The sequence below is a fragment of the Streptomyces sp. NPDC088252 genome, from assembly GCF_044740965.1.
Classification (GTDB): domain Bacteria; phylum Actinomycetota; class Actinomycetes; order Streptomycetales; family Streptomycetaceae; genus Streptomyces.
Genome location: NZ_JBIURS010000001.1, coordinates 139,020 through 153,376, shown reverse-complemented (window position 1 = coordinate 153,376; position 14,357 = coordinate 139,020). Strand labels below are relative to the sequence as shown.

Here is a 14,357-nt window from a genome sequence, read left to right as displayed (position 1 = left end):
ACAACACGGGTGCGTCGTCTTTGCGAAACCCGGTACGGCGCGTCTCGTCGGGGTGGCTCCACCGTAGCAAAGAACAAGCAAAAGACCTGGTGACACCGGTCACCAGGTCACTCGCGACTGCCACGGCCTACAGATACAACCCGGTGGAATCCACCGATCCCTCGAACCGGTCCGCCGCCACCGCGTGCAGATCCCGCTCGCGCATCAGCACATACGCCACACCGCGCACCTCGACCTCCGCACGGTCCTCGGGGTCGTACAGCACCCGGTCACCCGGCTCCACCGTCCGCACGTTCTGACCCACCGCGACCACGACGGCCCAGGCCAGCCGACGGCCGACCGCGGCCGTCGCCGGAATCAGGATGCCGCCGCCCGAACGCCGCTCACCCTCGGGCGTATCGGACCGGACCAGCACACGGTCGTGCAGCATGCGGATGGGCAGCTTGTCGTCGGTGTTCTCGCTCACGCCCCGCAACCTACCTGCCCGCCGCGGCTCCGCACGCCCCCGGGGTACGCGGATCGCGGCATCAGTTGTTCCTGCGCCGCTTCGACACCACGACCAGGCCCACGACACCCACCGCGAGCAACGCCGCCGGGATCACCCGCTCCAGACGCGGAGCACCGTCCTCGGACACGAACTGCGCCTTCACGTCCGAAACCGTCCGGTTCACCGCGACAAAAGCCCGCCCCGCCGTCCGGTCCACGGCCTCGGCGGCCTTGGCCTTCGCATCACCCATGATCGTCTTCGGGTGCACCCGCACCCCGATCTCATCGAGCACCACCGCAAGCTGCTCACGCCTGCTGATGATGTCCGCCTCGATCTGCGCAGGGGTCCTGGCATCCGACACCGCGCCGCCTCCGTGGTCCTCGTCCGGTAAACCTTCATCGACAGTCTGTCAGCTCGACCGCCCACGCACCCGACGGCACCCCTATTACGCTCGGTCCCGTACACCCCACGTGCCACCTGAGGAGAACCATGAGCGAGCGACTCCAGCCCGGCGACACCGCCCCCGCCTTCACCCTCCCCGACGCCGACGGCAACGAGATCTCGCTCGCCGACCACAAGGGCCGCAAGGTCATCGTGTACTTCTACCCGGCCGCCCTCACCCCCGGCTGCACCAAGCAGGCCTGCGACTTCACCGACAACCTGGAGCTGCTCGCCGGCGCCGGATACGACGTCATCGGCGTCTCCCCCGACAAGCCCGAGAAGCTCGCCAAGTTCCGCGAGAAGGAGAACCTCAAGGTCACCCTGGTCGGCGACCCCTCCAAGGAGACCCTTGAGGCATACGGCGCCTTCGGCGAGAAGAAGCTCTACGGCAAAACGGTGACGGGCGTCATCCGCTCCACGATCGTCGTGGACGAGGAGGGCAAGGTCGAGCGAGCCCTCTACAACGTCAAGGCCACCGGCCACGTGGCCAAGATCATCAAGGACCTCGGCATCTGACCCGAAGTTCCGCCGGCCCTGGAATGCTCTGCACCGCTTCAGCCCCGACCGAAGCAGTGCAGAGCATTCCGCATCTTGTCGGATATCGGACGTGACCCTCCGATAGACGACTCGTCGATCCGTACGAGGCCGCGAATCACCAGGAAGCGCGGCTGCGCGAGGTGGTCGCCGATTCCGCCAGCATGAAGGATGTCCTCCGACGCCCTGGCGTCAGCCCGTTCGGAGGCAACCACACTCACATCAGCCGCCGAATCACAGCGCTGGGTATCGACCCATCACACTTCTCCATGCCCTCACGCCGCCCAAGGGGCCCGCATGACAGTCTGCTCACTCTGAAGTCGCCACTCGACGGAAGGACTCCCGGCGACCGGCTCCGCCGGGAACTCATCCGCGTGGGGGTGCCGGAACGCTGCGCATCGTGCGGTACGGGCACCGGGTGGAACACCAGGCCGCGCTGCCCTCCAACCACCCGCCGTGCAGCGCAGGACATCCTGCAGCGGCTACCCGCGGGGGCACCGAGGACAAAGACAGCCCTCCTGCGACGAGCACTCGACGAGACCGGAGTACCGCAAGTCTGTGGCGAATGCGGCCTGGGGGGAGTGTGGCAGGGCAAGCGCCTGGCCCTGGAAGTCGACCACGTCAACGGCGACCGGCTCGACAACCGCGCGGAAAATCTGCGGTACCTGTGCCCGTCCTGCCACAGCCAAACCCCAAATTTCTCCAGTCGCTCCCGCCGGCCCCGCGCAGCACGGTAACCTTGGCTTCGTTCTGCGCCCGTACGCCAACTGGTGAGCGGCGATCTTTAGGTGGTCGTGTTTGTGTCGGTTCGAATCCGACCGGGCGCACCGAATGGCCGAGCACGCCCGGCCCTCTCAACGAGGGGCCGGGCGTTGCCGTGTTACCCCACCAACTCCCGCACCACCGGCACCAGCGCCCGGAACGCCTTGCCGCGGTGGCTGATCGCGTTCTTCTCCGCCGGGGTCAGCTCGGCGCAGGTGCGCATCTCGCCCTCCGGCTGGAGGATCGGGTCGTAGCCGAAGCCGTTCGTGCCGGACGGGGTGTGGCGCAGGGTGCCCAGGAGGCGGCCCTCGACCACGCGTTCCGTGCCGTCGGGGAGGGCGAGGGCCGCCGCGCAGGCGAAATGGGCGCCGCGGTGCGGGTTGTCGATGTCGGAGAGCTGGGCCAGGAGCAGGTCCAGGTTGGCCCGGTCGTCGCCGTGGGTGCCGGCCCAGCGGGCGGAGAAGATGCCGGGGGCGCCGCCGAGTACGTCCACGCAGAGGCCGGAGTCGTCGGCGATGGCGGGGTGGCCGGTGGCCTCGGCGAGGGCGTGGGCCTTGAGGAGGGCGTTCTCGGCGAAGGTGACGCCGGTCTCCTTGACGTCGGGGATGTCCGGGTACGCGTCCGCGCCGACGAGTTCGTGGTCGAGGCCTCCGTCGGCGAGGATCGCGTGGAGTTCGGTGATCTTCCCGGCGTTGCGGGTGGCGAGGATGAGGCGGGTCATGTCACCCAGTATCGGTGGTGGTCAGGGCGTGCAGGGCCGTCACGGCTGTCCGGGCTGTCAGGGCGTGCAGACCTTGCCGATCTCCTGGGCGGCCTCGGTGACGGGGGTGATGTCGGGGGTGGCGTCGCCCTTGTCGATGGCGTCACGGACGTTGCCGACGCCGGACCGGAGGTCGTCGACGGCCTTGCCGAGGTCGGCGTTGTCGGTCTTGTCGCCGAGGTCGTGGAGCTCCTTCTCGATGGCGTCGAGGGCTTCGGATGCCTGGGTGGGGTCGTTCGAGGCGTTGGAGACGGCCTGTTGGAGGTTGTCGACGCCGGTGGCGATGGCGTCGGCGGTACGCACGCAGTCGAGTGCCTTGTCCACCACGCCGCAACCGGCTGCCGCGGTGAGGGCGAGGGCGGTCAGGGTCAGCGCGAGGGTGATGCGGCGGTGGCGGGCGGCCTTGGCCATGGTGCGGTTCCTCCCCGGGTGCGGATACGCGGACGGGCGCACGGTTCGACCCGTGCGCCCGTGTTCGTAACGACGCGTTGTGGTGCGTATTTGGTTGCTTCTTTACCTGCGTGCCCGAGGCCTGCCCGTACTCCTCGTGGGCTCGCGGGGGTTACTCGCCGAGGGTGCGGGCGAGGGCGTCGTTCTGGAAGACGGTGAGGTCCGCGCAGCCGGCGGTGGCGAGGTCGAGGAGGACGCCCAGTTCCTTGCGGTCGAAGGGGGTGGCCTCGGCGGTGCCCTGGACCTCGACGAAGCGGCCGTCGCCGGTGCAGACGACGTTCATGTCGGTGTCGGCGCGGACGTCCTCCTCGTAGCAGAGGTCGAGGAGGGGGGTGCCGTCGACGATGCCGACGCTGATCGCGGAGACGGTGTCGGTCAGCGGCTTGCGGCCGTGCTTGACGAGCTTCTTGCGCTGGGCCCAGGTGACGGCGTCGGCGAGGGCGACGTACGCGCCGGTGATGGCGGCGGTGCGGGTGCCGCCGTCGGCCTGGAGGACGTCGCAGTCCAGGACGATGGTGTTCTCGCCGAGGGCCTTGTAGTCGACGACGGCGCGCAGGGAGCGGCCGATGAGCCGGCTGATCTCGTGGGTGCGGCCGCCGATCTTGCCGCGTACGGATTCCCGGTCGCCGCGGGTGTTGGTGGAGCGGGGCAGCATGGAGTATTCGGCGGTGACCCAGCCTTCGCCGCTGCCCTTGCGCCAGCGGGGGACGCCCTCGGTGACGGAGGCGGTGCAGAAGACCTTGGTGTCGCCGAAGGAGATGAGTACGGAGCCTTCGGCGTGCTTGCTCCATCCGCGTTCGATGGTGACGGGGCGGAGCTGTTCGGGGGTGCGGCCGTCGATGCGAGACATGGCGTCGACTGTATCCGGTGCGGGGACGGCGCCCGTTCGGGTGCCCGGGGCGGCTGCCGGAGCGATGCGGTGCGGGGTCCGGCGCGGCTTCCGTTCCGGTGCGGCACAGGCCCCGTCCGGGTGGGCGGGGCCTGCGTGGAGCTGAGCGGTCCGGCTCAGAGCCTGTCGGGTGACCTCCGGCCGGGCGGTCACGCCCTGGTACGTACGCTTCCCGCGTTGTCGTCGGTCGCCGACGCTCCGCGTCGACCCCCTCCTCCACCTCGGAATCGCACGCACCGGACCGCGCCCGCCATCCGATCCGAGGTCACCCGACAGGCTCTCAGCGGGGGGTTATGCGGAGGGTTCGACGGCCGGTCACATCATGTCTTCGATGTCGGCGGCGATGGGGTCGGCGTCGGTGCCGATGACGACCTGGATCGCGGTGCCCATCTTGACGACGCCGTGGGCTCCGGCGGCCTTGAGCGCGGCTTCGTCGACCTTGCTGGGGTCGTGGACCTCGGTGCGGAGGCGCGTGATGCAGCCTTCGATCTCGTCGATGTTCTCGATACCGCCGAGCCCGGCGACGATCTTCTCAGCCTTGCTGGCCATGGCCTTCTCCCTGGTTGTTCACATGCGTGCGACGGCCCACCCTGGGTCCGTTTCGTCACCGTAACGCACGTTTGGCCCAACTTCGCGAGCGAGTGTCTGGACCGTCCTCAATGATGACGATCATCGGTGCCCTGTCTTCCAGGCGGGTTACGCACCGTACCCCAACTGGTCTACACCAGTGTGCAACGACTGCCGACCGCGCCGTGTTCCGGGAGGACGCCGATGAGCTCGACGAGCAGCGCAGCAGTACCGCGGAGGACATGGTGGAACGGCTTCTTCCAAGGCCTCCAGAAGATGGGCCGCAGCCTCCAGCTCCCGATCGCCGTCCTGCCCGCGGCAGGCATTCTCAACCGGCTCGGCCAGCCGGACGTATTCGGCGACGAGGGCCTGCGCTGGGGCAACGTGGCCAAGGTGTTCGAGGCCGCGGGCGGTGCGCTGCTCGACTCGGGGCTCGGCCTCCCGCTGCTGTTCTGCATCGGTGTGGCGATCGGCATGGCGAAGAAGTCGGACGGTTCGACCGCGCTCGCCGCGGTGGCCGGCTTCCTCGTCTACTACGCGGTGCTGCACGCCTTCCCGGTGGACTGCGCGCCCGGCTCGACATTCACCTCGGGGGGCACCTGGTTCGGCACCTGTGTCACCGGCAACGCCAAGGTGACGGCCGCGCAGTACCAGAACCCCGGGGTGTTCGGCGGCATCGTGATGGGCCTGCTGTCCGCCTGGTTCTGGCAGCGGTACCACCGGGTCAAGCTGGTGGACTGGCTGGGCTTCTTCAACGGCCGCCGGCTCGTCCCGATCATCATGGCGTTCGTCGGCCTGCTCTTCGCCGCGCTGTGCGCCTGGCTCTGGCAGCCGATCGGCGACGGTCTGACCAGTTTCTCCAAGTGGCTGGTGGACCTGGACTGGGCCGGCTCCGGCATCTTCGGTGTCGCCAACCGCGCGCTGCTGGTCATCGGTCTCCACCAGTTCCTGAACACGTTCGTCTGGTTCCAGTTCGGCGACTTCACCAAGCCGGACGGCACGGTCGTGCACGGTGACATCAACCGCTTCCTGGCGGGCGACCCGACGGCCGGCCAGTTCACCTCGGGCTTCTTCCCGATCATGATGTTCGCCCTGCCCGCGGCGGCGCTGGCGATCCACCACTGCGCCAAGCCGCATCGCCGCAAGGCGGTCGGCGGCATGATGCTCTCGGTCGGCCTGACGTCGTTCGTGACGGGCATCACCGAGCCGATCGAGTACTCGTTCCTCTTCGTCGCGCCGCTGCTGTACGCGATCCACGCGGTGCTCACCGGCGTCTCGATGGCGGTGACCTGGGCGATCGGGGTCAAGGACGGCTTCAGCTTCTCCGCGGGTCTGATCGACTACGTCATCAACTGGAGCCTGGCGACCAAACCATGGCTGATCATCCCGATCGGCCTGGTCTTCGCCGCCGCGTATTACGCGATCTTCCGGTTCGCGATTACCAGATTCAACCTCCAGACGCCGGGCCGGGAGCCCGACGAGCTGGAGGCGGAGATCGAGCGGGATCTCACGAAATAGCAGATCAGAGGGGTCTTTCGACCTCATCGACAGAGGCCCTCGGACCCTTGAGTCCGGGGGTCTTCGTCATGTCACCGAACGTGGGTGATAGCTCATGCGAAGTAGTCGGATCGTGAAGGTTCCTTATCCCGCCCACACCGTGCTACAACTGGTCTACACCACTGAGTGGTTCAGACCACGTGGCGATCTGCCGCGTTCTTCGAGTCGCCGCCTCCCCCCTCATCGACCTGGGCGGCGCCTTGTCCAATGGAGGAAGTTGATGTCCACGGCAGACACCGCGCCCGCGGTCACCAAGAAGAAGGGCGCCGGCGCGATGGCGGTCATGCAGCGCATCGGCCGCAGCCTCATGCTGCCGGTCGCCGTGCTGCCCGCGGCCGCGCTCCTGGTCCGTCTCGGCAACGACGACATGCTCGGCAGGGACTCGTTCCCGGGCTTCATCACCAAGATCGCGAGCTTCATGGCCGCGGGTGGCAACGCGATCCTCGACAACATGGCGCTGCTGTTCGCCGTCGGCATCGCGATCGGCTTCGCCAAGAAGTCGGACGGCTCGACCGCCCTCGCCGCCGTCACCGGTTACCTGGTCTTCCAGAAGGTGCTCGCCACCTTCACCGACAGCAACCTGCCGCAGGTCGCGACGGTCGTCGACGGCAAGGTGGTCATGACGGACGCACCCGTGGACGCCAAGGTCCTCGGCGGTGTGGTGATGGGTATCGTCGTCGCGCTGCTCTACCAGCGGTTCCACCGGACGAAGCTGCCGGCCTGGGCGGGCTTCTTCGGCGGCCGCCGTCTGGTCCCGATCCTCTCCGCGTTCGCGGGCCTGGTCATCGGCATCGTCTTCGGTTACATCTGGCCGGTGCTCGGCACGGGACTGCACAACTTCGGTGAGTGGCTGGTCGGTTCGGGCGCGGTCGGCGCGGGCATCTTCGGTGTCGCCAACCGTGCGTTGATCCCGGTCGGCATGCACCACCTGCTGAACTCGTTCCCCTGGTTCCAGGCCGGTGAGTACCACGGCAAGAGCGGCGACATCAACCGCTTCCTGGCCGGTGACCCGACGGCCGGACAGTTCATGACCGGCTTCTTCCCGATCATGATGTTCGCCCTCCCGGCGGCCTGCCTCGCGATCGTCCACTGCGCCCGCCCCGAGCGCCGCAAGGTCGTCGGCGGCATGATGTTCTCCCTCGCTCTCACCGCGTTCGTCACCGGTGTGACCGAGCCGATCGAGTTCACCTTCATGTTCATCGCCCCGGTGCTGTACGCGGTCCACGCGGTGCTCACCGGTGTCTCGATGGCCCTCACCTGGGGCCTCGGCATGAAGGACGGCTTCGGCTTCTCCGCCGGTGCGGTCGACTTCTTCCTGAACCTCGGCATCGCGAGCAAGCCATGGCTGCTGGTGCTGGTCGGTCTCTGCTTCGCGGTGGTCTACTACGTGGTCTTCCGCTTCGCGATCACCAAGTTCAACCTGCCGACCCCGGGCCGCGAGTCCGACGAGGAGCTGGCCGAGCTCCTCAAGGCCGAGGCGAAGTAGCCCTCGGCGCGGGCCCGGCCCGTACGCCGCAACGGCTCGAAGCCCTCACCTCCCCGGCGGGAGGCGAGGGCTTCGTCGTGTCCCCGGCGTCGGTCGGGCTTCAGATCTCGTAGACCGCGCCCGGTGCCGCCACCTCGACCGGTCCGTCGTAGAACATGCGGGCATCGGCCAGGTTGAGGTCGGCGTCGGTCCAGGGCGGGATGTGGGTGAGGACGAGACGTCCCACTCCGGCGCGGGCGGCGATCTCGCCCGCCTCGCGGCCGTTGAGGTGGAGGTCCGGGATGTCCTCCTTGCCATGGATGAACGATGCTTCGCAGAGGAACAGATCGACGCCCTCGGCGAGCTCGTCCAAGGCCTCGCAGGCGCCCGTGTCGCCGGAGTACGTGAGCGAGCGGCCGCCGTGCTCGATCCGGATGGCGAAGGAGTCGACGGGGTGGCGGACCTTCTCCGTGCGGACCGAGAAGGGGCCGATCTCGAACGAGCCCGGCTTCAGCGTGTGGAAGTCGAAGACCTCGCTCATCGCCCGCTCGGACGGGGTGTCGCCGTGCGCGGTGGTCAGCCGCTGTTCGGTGCCGTCGGGGCCGTAGACCGGGAGGGGGCCGGCAGGGCCACCGTGCCGGTAGTAACGGACGACGAAGTAGGCGCACATGTCGATGCAGTGATCGACATGGAGGTGGCTGAGAAAGACGGCGTCGAGGTCGTAGAGACCGACATGGCGCTGCAGCTCGCCGAGGGCGCCGTTGCCCATGTCGAGGAGCAGCCTGAAGCCGTCGGCCTCTACGAGGTAGCTCGAACACGCCGATCCCGGGGACGGGAACGAGCCGGAGCAGCCGACGACGGTGAGCTTCATGGAGCGTGAACCTCCGAGACGTGGGAACGGGGAGGGTTCGTGCGGTCTGTTGAGCGGTTTGTCGAGCGTAAGGCGCGAGACAGCCGGTCGCTCCTCCACGGCCGTCCGTTGTGGGGGAACTCACCTGCTCTGTCACCGGTTCGATGGAAGAGGTGGGAACGCCGGTACGGTCGGGACATGGACATGTCCTGGTGGTGGATCGCGTTCGCTGTTGTCGTGCTGCTCGCGCTCGTGGCGGCGCTCGCCGATGGGCGGGGGCGGGGAGGGCGGCGGCCGGGCGGGCGTTCCGGCAGGTGGGCGGGGACGCGCTCGGGCGGGCGTCCGGGCGGGCGGACGCGCCCGCCGGCGGGGCCGGGGCGTGGGACGGGGCCGGAGCGCGGGCCGCGGCCGGGTGAGATCTGGTGGGCCGAGGTGCCCTACGAGGACGGGCCCGGGGCGAAGGACCGGCCTTGCCTGGTGCTGTCGGTACGGGGTGGCTCGGCGCGCGTCGCGAAGATCACCAGCAAGCATCACCAGGAGCGGCCCGGGGTGATCGCGCTGCCCGCGGGAACGGTGGGGGATGCGCGGGAGCGGGCGAGTTTCCTGGAGACGGACGAGTTGCGGGAGGTTGCCGTGCGGGGGTTCCGACGGCGGGTGGGGGTGGTGGACCCGGGGGTGTGGGAGCGGGTGCGCGGGCTCGGCTGAGGTCGGGGCGCGAGGCGCCCTGGGCGCGGCCCGGAGACGGGCCCGATCGCCGGACGGGCCGGTGGTCCGGTCTGTTCGGCTCGTCCGGCGATCGAGTACGAGGGGATTGCGGGACAGCCCTTACGCCCAGAGCTGGCCGTGCAGCGTTTCGATGGCCGCTTCCGTCGTCGGGGCGGTGTAGACGCCCGTCGACAGGTACTTCCAGCCGCCGTCCGCCACGACGAAGACGATGTCGGCCTGCTCCCCCGCCTCGACGGCCTTGTTTCCCACTCCGATCGCGGCGTGGAGCGCGGCGCCGGTGGAGACGCCCGCGAAGATACCCTCCTGCTGGAGGAGTTCGCGGGTACGGGTGACGGCGTCCGCGGAGCCGACCGAGAAGCGGGTGCTGAGGACCGAGGCGTCGTACAGCTCGGGCACGAAGCCCTCGTCGAGGTTGCGGAGCCCGTAGACCAGGTCGTCGTAGCGCGGCTCGGCGGCGACGATCTTGACGTCGGGCTTGTGTTCGCGCAGGTAGCGGCCGACGCCCATGAGCGTGCCGGTGGTGCCGAGGCCTGCCACGAAGTGGGTGACGGACGGGAGGTCGGTGAGGATCTCCGGGCCGGTGGTGGCGTAGTGGGCGCCCGCGTTGTCGGGGTTGCCGTACTGGTAGAGCATGACCCAGTCGGGGTGCTCGGCGGCCAGTTCCTTGGCCACGCGTACGGCCGTGTTGGAGCCGCCGGCCGCCGGGGAGGAGATGATCTCGGCGCCCCACATGGCGAGCAGGTCGCGCCGTTCCTGGGAGGTGTTCTCCGGCATGACGCACACGATGCGGTAGCCCTTGAGCTTGGCCGCCATGGCGAGCGAGATGCCGGTGTTGCCGCTGGTGGGCTCCAGGATGGTGCAGCCGGGGGTCAATCGGCCGTCCTTCTCGGCCTGTTCGACCATGTGGAGCGCGGGGCGGTCCTTGATCGAGCCGGTGGGATTGCGGTCCTCCAGCTTGGCCCAGATACGGACGTCGGCCGAGGGCGACAGCCGCGGCAGGCGGACGAGCGGTGTGTTGCCCACCGCGGCGAGCGGGCTGTCGTACCGCATCAGTTCATGCCCGCCCGTCGCCCGACCGCCGCCCCGGCCGGACGGGGCTTCGCCCCGGCGGCTCCTCCGGCGACGGCCGGGAGGATGGTGACGTTGTCGCCGTCGCTGAGCTTGGTGGAGATGCCGTCCAGGAAGCGGACGTCCTCGTCATTGAGGTAGACGTTCACGAAGCGGCGGATTTCGTCGCCGTCGACGATGCGCTCGCGGATCCCCTTGTGGCGGCTGTCCAGATCCGTGAAGAGGTCGGCGAGGGTCTCTCCGTCGCCCTCGACGGCCTTGGCGCCGTCGGTGTAGGTGCGGAGGATGGTCGGGATTCGGACCTCGATGGCCATGGCGTGGGCTCCTGTCGGATGCGGAGAGGTGGCGTGGGGCGCGCGGCTCTGCCCCCGCGCGGGGGTTGGTGCGTTTCGGACGGGTGCTCGGGCCGCGGGCCCGGCTCAGGCCCGGCGGCCGGCGGGCAGGCGGCTCGTACAGATCGCGCTGGAGAGCCTGCACAGGTCGACGTGCAGCCGCGCAACGAGCAGCGTGCCCGGCGTCTTCTCGCTCACGTCATGGGGAACCATGCGGTCATCGTATCGATTCCCGGTCCGTGATCCGGAGTGTGATCTCACCTGATGGATGATTGATGTTCGCCAGGCGGACAGGGCCGTGAAGGGCCCGGCCCCGCCCGGCCGACGGGGCGCCGGGGCGGCGGGGTCGGGCGGCGGGGTCGGGCGGCGCGAGGAGGTCAGACGGGCTCGTACGCCTCGACGACCTCGACGGGCTCCTCGGTGATCTCGCCGTCCACGATGCGGTAGGAGCGGAACTGGAAGGGGCCCGCGTCGTCGGTGTCCGCGGTGGAGACGAGGACGTAGTGCGCGCCGGGTTCGTTGGCGTACGTGACGTCGGTGCGGGAGGGGTAGGCCTCGGTCGCGGTGTGGGAGTGGTAGATGATCACCGGCTCCTCGTCGCGGTCGTCCATCTCGCGGTAGAGCTTGAGGAGGTCGCCCGAGTCGAACTCGTAGAAGGTGGGCGAGCGGGCGGCGTTGAGCATGGGGATGAACCGTTCGGCCCGGCCGGTTCCGGCCGGGCCCGCGACCACGCCGCACGCCTCGTCGGGGTGGTCGGCGCGGGAATGCGCGACGATCTGGTCGTAGAGCGCCTGGGTGATGGTCAGCATGGCGCCCAGGATAGGCGGGCGGGCCCCCGCGTACCGAGGAGTGGTACGCGCGGGCCCGCATGGTGGACGCGGCCGTTGGGACGGCGGTCGCCCGGGGATGGTTCGGGGTTCGTACGACGTGGCCTCAGCTCTTCGCGAAGGCCTTGTTCTCGGGGTTGCGGGCCCTGAGCACCAAGTACGAGACGCCGAGGGCGGCCGCCCAGAGCGGGGCGCAGTACAGCGAGACCCTGGTGTCCTTGTCGATGCCCATCATCACGACGACCAGGCCGATGAAGGCCAGTGCGAAGACGCTGGTGTACGGGGCACCGGGAGCCCGGAAGCCGGATCGCGGGAGTACGCCGAGGTCGGCGAGGCGGCGGTAGCGGATCTGGCAGACGAGGATCATGATCCAGGCCCACATGCCGGAGATGGTGGCGAAGGAGACGACGTAGGTGAAGGCGTCACCGGGCCACTGGTAGTTGATCCAGACGCCGACGAGCATCAGGGCGGCGGAGAAGGTGGTGCCGACCAGCGGGGTGCCGCTCCTGGTGAGCCGGGTGAAGAACTTCGGGCCCTGTCCGTTGAGCGCGAGGTCGCGGAGCATGCGGCCGGTGGAGTACATGCCGGAGTTGCAGGAGGAGAGGGCCGCGGTCAGTACGACGAAGTTGACGATGCCGGCGCCGACACCGAGGCCCATTTTCCGGAACGCGGCGACGAACGGTGAGACGCCGGGCTGGAACTCGGCCCAGGGAACCACGGAGAGGATCATGACGAGGGCCCCGATGTAGAAGACCGCGATGCGCCACGGCACGGTGTTGATGGCCCTGGGCAGGACGGTCTTCGGGTCCTTGGACTCGCCCGCGGTGACGCCGACGAGTTCCACGGCGAGGAACGCGAACATCACGATCTGCAGGGTCATCAGGGTGCCCTTGATGCCGTGTGGGAAGAAGCCGCCGTCGGCCCAGAGGTGGGCGACGGACGCGGTGTCCCCGGCGTCGGAGAAGCCGAGGGTGAGAATTCCGGCGCAGATGAGGATCATGCCGACGATGGCCGTCACCTTGACCATCGAGAACCAGAATTCGAGTTCCCCGAAGAGCTTTACGGAGATCAGGTTCACGCCGTACAGGATGACCGTGAAGACCAGTGCCGACACCCATTGCGGAATGTCGAACCAGAATGTCATGTACTGGGCAGCGGCGGTGACTTCGGTGATTCCGGTGACGACCCAGAACAGCCAGTAGGTCCAGCCGGTGACAAAGCCTGCGAAGGGCCCGATGAATTCGCGGGCGTACTCCGAGAAGGATCCCGACACCGGGCGGTACATGAGGAGTTCGCCCAGTGCGCGCATGATGAAGAAGATCACCAGACCCGCGACGGCATAAGCCAGGACGAGACTGGGGCCGGCCTTGGAGATCGCCTTTCCCGCGCCGAGGAAGAGGCCGGTGCCTATGGCCCCGCCGATGGCGATCATCTGGATCTGACGGGCGCCGAGGGCCCGCTGGTACCCCTCGCCCGTCGCGCCGGCATCCGCGGCCGGTGCGGCCTGTCGGCCGCTCTGTCCCTTGTCGACCTGTGCCGATGTCATGTGCTGCGCCTTTCTCCACGCCGGTCCGCGCGGTCGGAGCCGCGGACCGGGTCCTGATCCCCCCGGATATGGATGGAGTGCCACCGGCGGTCGCCGGTTTGTAGCGCCCTCGGGAACAAGGGTGGCGTCCCCGAGTGGTCGTGAAGATTTATCACGGGCACACGGGTGAATCATCGGAGCCGATGTGGCAGACAGCACAGGAAAAAGCGGACAAGGGTTTTCAGTCGCCGCATAAGCGACCGTTCAGGTGACGGGATCGTTATTCGGATTTGAGCATCCGTTGAGCGAACCCGCCTCGCCCGGGAGACGGGGAATCGGGACGCGGGAAGCGCGGAAACCCGGATCGGGGCCCGGAAGCGCGAAAGCCGCGACTGAATCGGGGCCTGGCAGCACGAAAGCCGGGGCCGGGAAGCGCGGAAACCGGGACCGCCCGGCGGAGCCGCAGAACCGGGGCCGGGAGCCGGGAGACCGGAAAGGCGGGAGCTACGGCATCAGGGTTTCCACCAGGGTTTCCTGGAGCGCGCCGAGCCAGAGATAGGCCATGACCATCGGCTTGCGCGGATCGCTGTCGGGAAGCCGGTACAGCGATCCGGCCTCGCCCTCGTCGTCGTCGGACACCTCCAGACGGGTGCCGATGGTCAGCCGGAGATCGTTGAGGGCGCCGAGCCAGTGACGGCATTCGTCACCGGAGAGCTTGAGTACGGCGCCGCCGTCCTCGGCGACGGACAGGGCGTCCAGGGTGCGTACGACGGTGAGGGCGTCATCACGCTTGCGGGCGCGCAGATCGTTCTCGGTGAAGCGGCGGAACTCCGCGGAGGCGGCTCGCAGTTCGTTGTCCTCGTCGCCGTACGCCTCGGGGAAGAGGCGGGCCAGCGCGGGGTCGGTGGGCGGCTCACTGGGCCCTTCCGCGAAGAGGGCGGCCAGCGGGTCCTCGCCGTCGGCGGGTTCGTCGCCGGGGCCGATCAGTTCCAGCAGCTGGACGGCGAGGGAACGCAGGATCGCGATCTCCACGTCGTCGAGCGCGACGGCCGCGCCGCCGCCGGGGGTGGCCTCGAAGTGGCCGGCCATGGGTTTTCTCCGATGGTGGGTCGGGCGG

The 14,357-nt window shown here is 68.8% G+C and carries 18 protein-coding genes, 1 tRNA gene and 1 riboswitch; of the genes, 6 read left to right on the top strand and 13 right to left on the bottom strand.

Features of this window, described 5'->3' with window-relative positions:
* Positions 1-8: 8 nt before the first annotated feature.
* A riboswitch (guanidine-III (ykkC-III) riboswitch) is annotated at positions 9-73 on the bottom strand.
* A 54-nt stretch (positions 74-127) separates the two neighbouring features.
* Positions 128-466 (bottom strand): co-chaperone GroES, encoded by a 339-nt coding sequence (locus tag ACIOHC_RS00655; RefSeq protein ID WP_030923137.1) that lies wholly within the window; start codon positions 464-466, stop codon positions 128-130.
* Between the two features lie 61 nt (positions 467-527).
* Complete coding sequence (locus tag ACIOHC_RS00650; protein WP_351073408.1) at positions 528-848, bottom strand: DUF3618 domain-containing protein; 321 nt, start codon at positions 846-848, stop codon at positions 528-530.
* Positions 849-976: 128 nt separating this feature from the next.
* Between ACIOHC_RS00650 and bcp the strand changes: the two genes are divergently transcribed.
* The 3 genes from bcp (at position 977) to ACIOHC_RS00635 (ending at position 2,289) form a co-directional block, all read left to right on the top strand.
* Positions 977-1,444, top strand: a complete 468-nt coding sequence (gene bcp, locus ACIOHC_RS00645) for a thioredoxin-dependent thiol peroxidase (protein WP_351073410.1) — start codon at positions 977-979, stop codon at positions 1,442-1,444.
* Positions 1,445-1,626: 182 nt separating this feature from the next.
* Positions 1,627-2,199 (top strand): HNH endonuclease signature motif containing protein, encoded by a 573-nt coding sequence (locus tag ACIOHC_RS00640; protein WP_401840782.1) that lies wholly within the window; start codon positions 1,627-1,629, stop codon positions 2,197-2,199.
* A 15-nt stretch (positions 2,200-2,214) separates the two neighbouring features.
* Positions 2,215-2,289 (top strand) — tRNA-Leu (locus ACIOHC_RS00635).
* 53 nt (positions 2,290-2,342) lie between these two features.
* Here the strand turns inward: ACIOHC_RS00635 and rdgB are convergent.
* The 4 genes from rdgB to ACIOHC_RS00615 all read right to left on the bottom strand — a co-directional run bounded on the left by rdgB (position 2,343) and on the right by ACIOHC_RS00615 (position 4,872).
* A complete protein-coding gene (gene rdgB, locus ACIOHC_RS00630; protein WP_365689187.1) occupies positions 2,343-2,945 on the bottom strand; it encodes an RdgB/HAM1 family non-canonical purine NTP pyrophosphatase in 603 nt (200 codons plus the stop codon).
* Positions 2,946-3,002: 57 nt separating this feature from the next.
* Positions 3,003-3,395, bottom strand: a complete 393-nt coding sequence (locus ACIOHC_RS00625) for a hypothetical protein (RefSeq protein ID WP_401840779.1) — start codon at positions 3,393-3,395, stop codon at positions 3,003-3,005.
* 151 nt (positions 3,396-3,546) lie between these two features.
* Positions 3,547-4,284: a ribonuclease PH gene (gene rph / locus ACIOHC_RS00620; RefSeq protein ID WP_351073416.1), complete on the bottom strand. Its 738-nt coding sequence runs from the start codon at positions 4,282-4,284 to the stop codon at positions 3,547-3,549.
* A gap of 354 nt (positions 4,285-4,638) precedes the next feature.
* Complete coding sequence (locus ACIOHC_RS00615; protein ID WP_014156020.1) at positions 4,639-4,872, bottom strand: glucose PTS transporter subunit EIIB; 234 nt, start codon at positions 4,870-4,872, stop codon at positions 4,639-4,641.
* Between the two features lie 222 nt (positions 4,873-5,094).
* Here ACIOHC_RS00615 and ACIOHC_RS00610 point away from each other — a divergent pair, with 222 nt between their 5' ends.
* Both ACIOHC_RS00610 and ACIOHC_RS00605 read left to right on the top strand, forming a co-directional pair.
* Positions 5,095-6,408: a PTS transporter subunit EIIC gene (locus tag ACIOHC_RS00610; protein ID WP_351073418.1), complete on the top strand. Its 1,314-nt coding sequence runs from the start codon at positions 5,095-5,097 to the stop codon at positions 6,406-6,408.
* A gap of 259 nt (positions 6,409-6,667) precedes the next feature.
* Positions 6,668-7,933, top strand: coding sequence for a PTS transporter subunit EIIC (locus tag ACIOHC_RS00605; RefSeq protein ID WP_351073420.1), 1,266 nt, complete (start codon positions 6,668-6,670; stop codon positions 7,931-7,933).
* 100 nt (positions 7,934-8,033) lie between these two features.
* Here ACIOHC_RS00605 and ACIOHC_RS00600 read toward each other — a convergent pair whose 3' ends face one another.
* On the bottom strand, positions 8,034-8,783 hold the full coding sequence (locus ACIOHC_RS00600; RefSeq protein ID WP_351073422.1) for an MBL fold metallo-hydrolase: 750 nt from the start codon (positions 8,781-8,783) through the stop codon (positions 8,034-8,036).
* 177 nt (positions 8,784-8,960) lie between these two features.
* On the opposite strand from ACIOHC_RS00600, the gene ACIOHC_RS00595 reads away from it, so the two are divergent.
* Positions 8,961-9,467 carry a type II toxin-antitoxin system PemK/MazF family toxin gene (locus ACIOHC_RS00595; protein ID WP_351073424.1) on the top strand — a complete coding sequence of 169 codons (507 nt, stop codon included), beginning with the start codon at positions 8,961-8,963 and terminating at the stop codon, positions 9,465-9,467.
* Between the two features lie 120 nt (positions 9,468-9,587).
* Here the strand turns inward: ACIOHC_RS00595 and ACIOHC_RS00590 are convergent, their stop codons facing one another.
* From ACIOHC_RS00590 to ACIOHC_RS00565, 6 genes are all read right to left on the bottom strand, one after another.
* Entirely contained in the window at positions 9,588-10,538 is a 951-nt protein-coding gene (locus tag ACIOHC_RS00590) for a cysteine synthase (RefSeq protein WP_351073426.1), read from the bottom strand.
* On the bottom strand, positions 10,538-10,870 hold the full coding sequence (locus ACIOHC_RS00585) for a MoaD/ThiS family protein (RefSeq protein WP_351073428.1): 333 nt from the start codon (positions 10,868-10,870) through the stop codon (positions 10,538-10,540). The genes ACIOHC_RS00590 and ACIOHC_RS00585 overlap by 1 nt, the downstream gene beginning before the upstream one ends.
* Positions 10,871-10,975: 105 nt before the next feature.
* Positions 10,976-11,101, bottom strand: coding sequence for a putative leader peptide (locus ACIOHC_RS00580; protein WP_351073430.1), 126 nt, complete (start codon positions 11,099-11,101; stop codon positions 10,976-10,978).
* Positions 11,102-11,265: 164 nt separating this feature from the next.
* The gene (locus ACIOHC_RS00575; RefSeq protein WP_351073431.1) at positions 11,266-11,697 is read right to left on the bottom strand and encodes a M67 family metallopeptidase; all 432 of its coding nucleotides are present in this window, start codon (positions 11,695-11,697) and stop codon (positions 11,266-11,268) included.
* Positions 11,698-11,821: 124 nt separating this feature from the next.
* On the bottom strand, positions 11,822-13,261 hold the full coding sequence (locus tag ACIOHC_RS00570; protein ID WP_365689185.1) for an amino acid permease: 1,440 nt from the start codon (positions 13,259-13,261) through the stop codon (positions 11,822-11,824).
* 483 nt (positions 13,262-13,744) lie between these two features.
* Positions 13,745-14,329: a DUF2017 domain-containing protein gene (locus ACIOHC_RS00565; RefSeq protein WP_351073435.1), complete on the bottom strand. Its 585-nt coding sequence runs from the start codon at positions 14,327-14,329 to the stop codon at positions 13,745-13,747.
* Positions 14,330-14,357 lie beyond the last annotated feature (28 nt).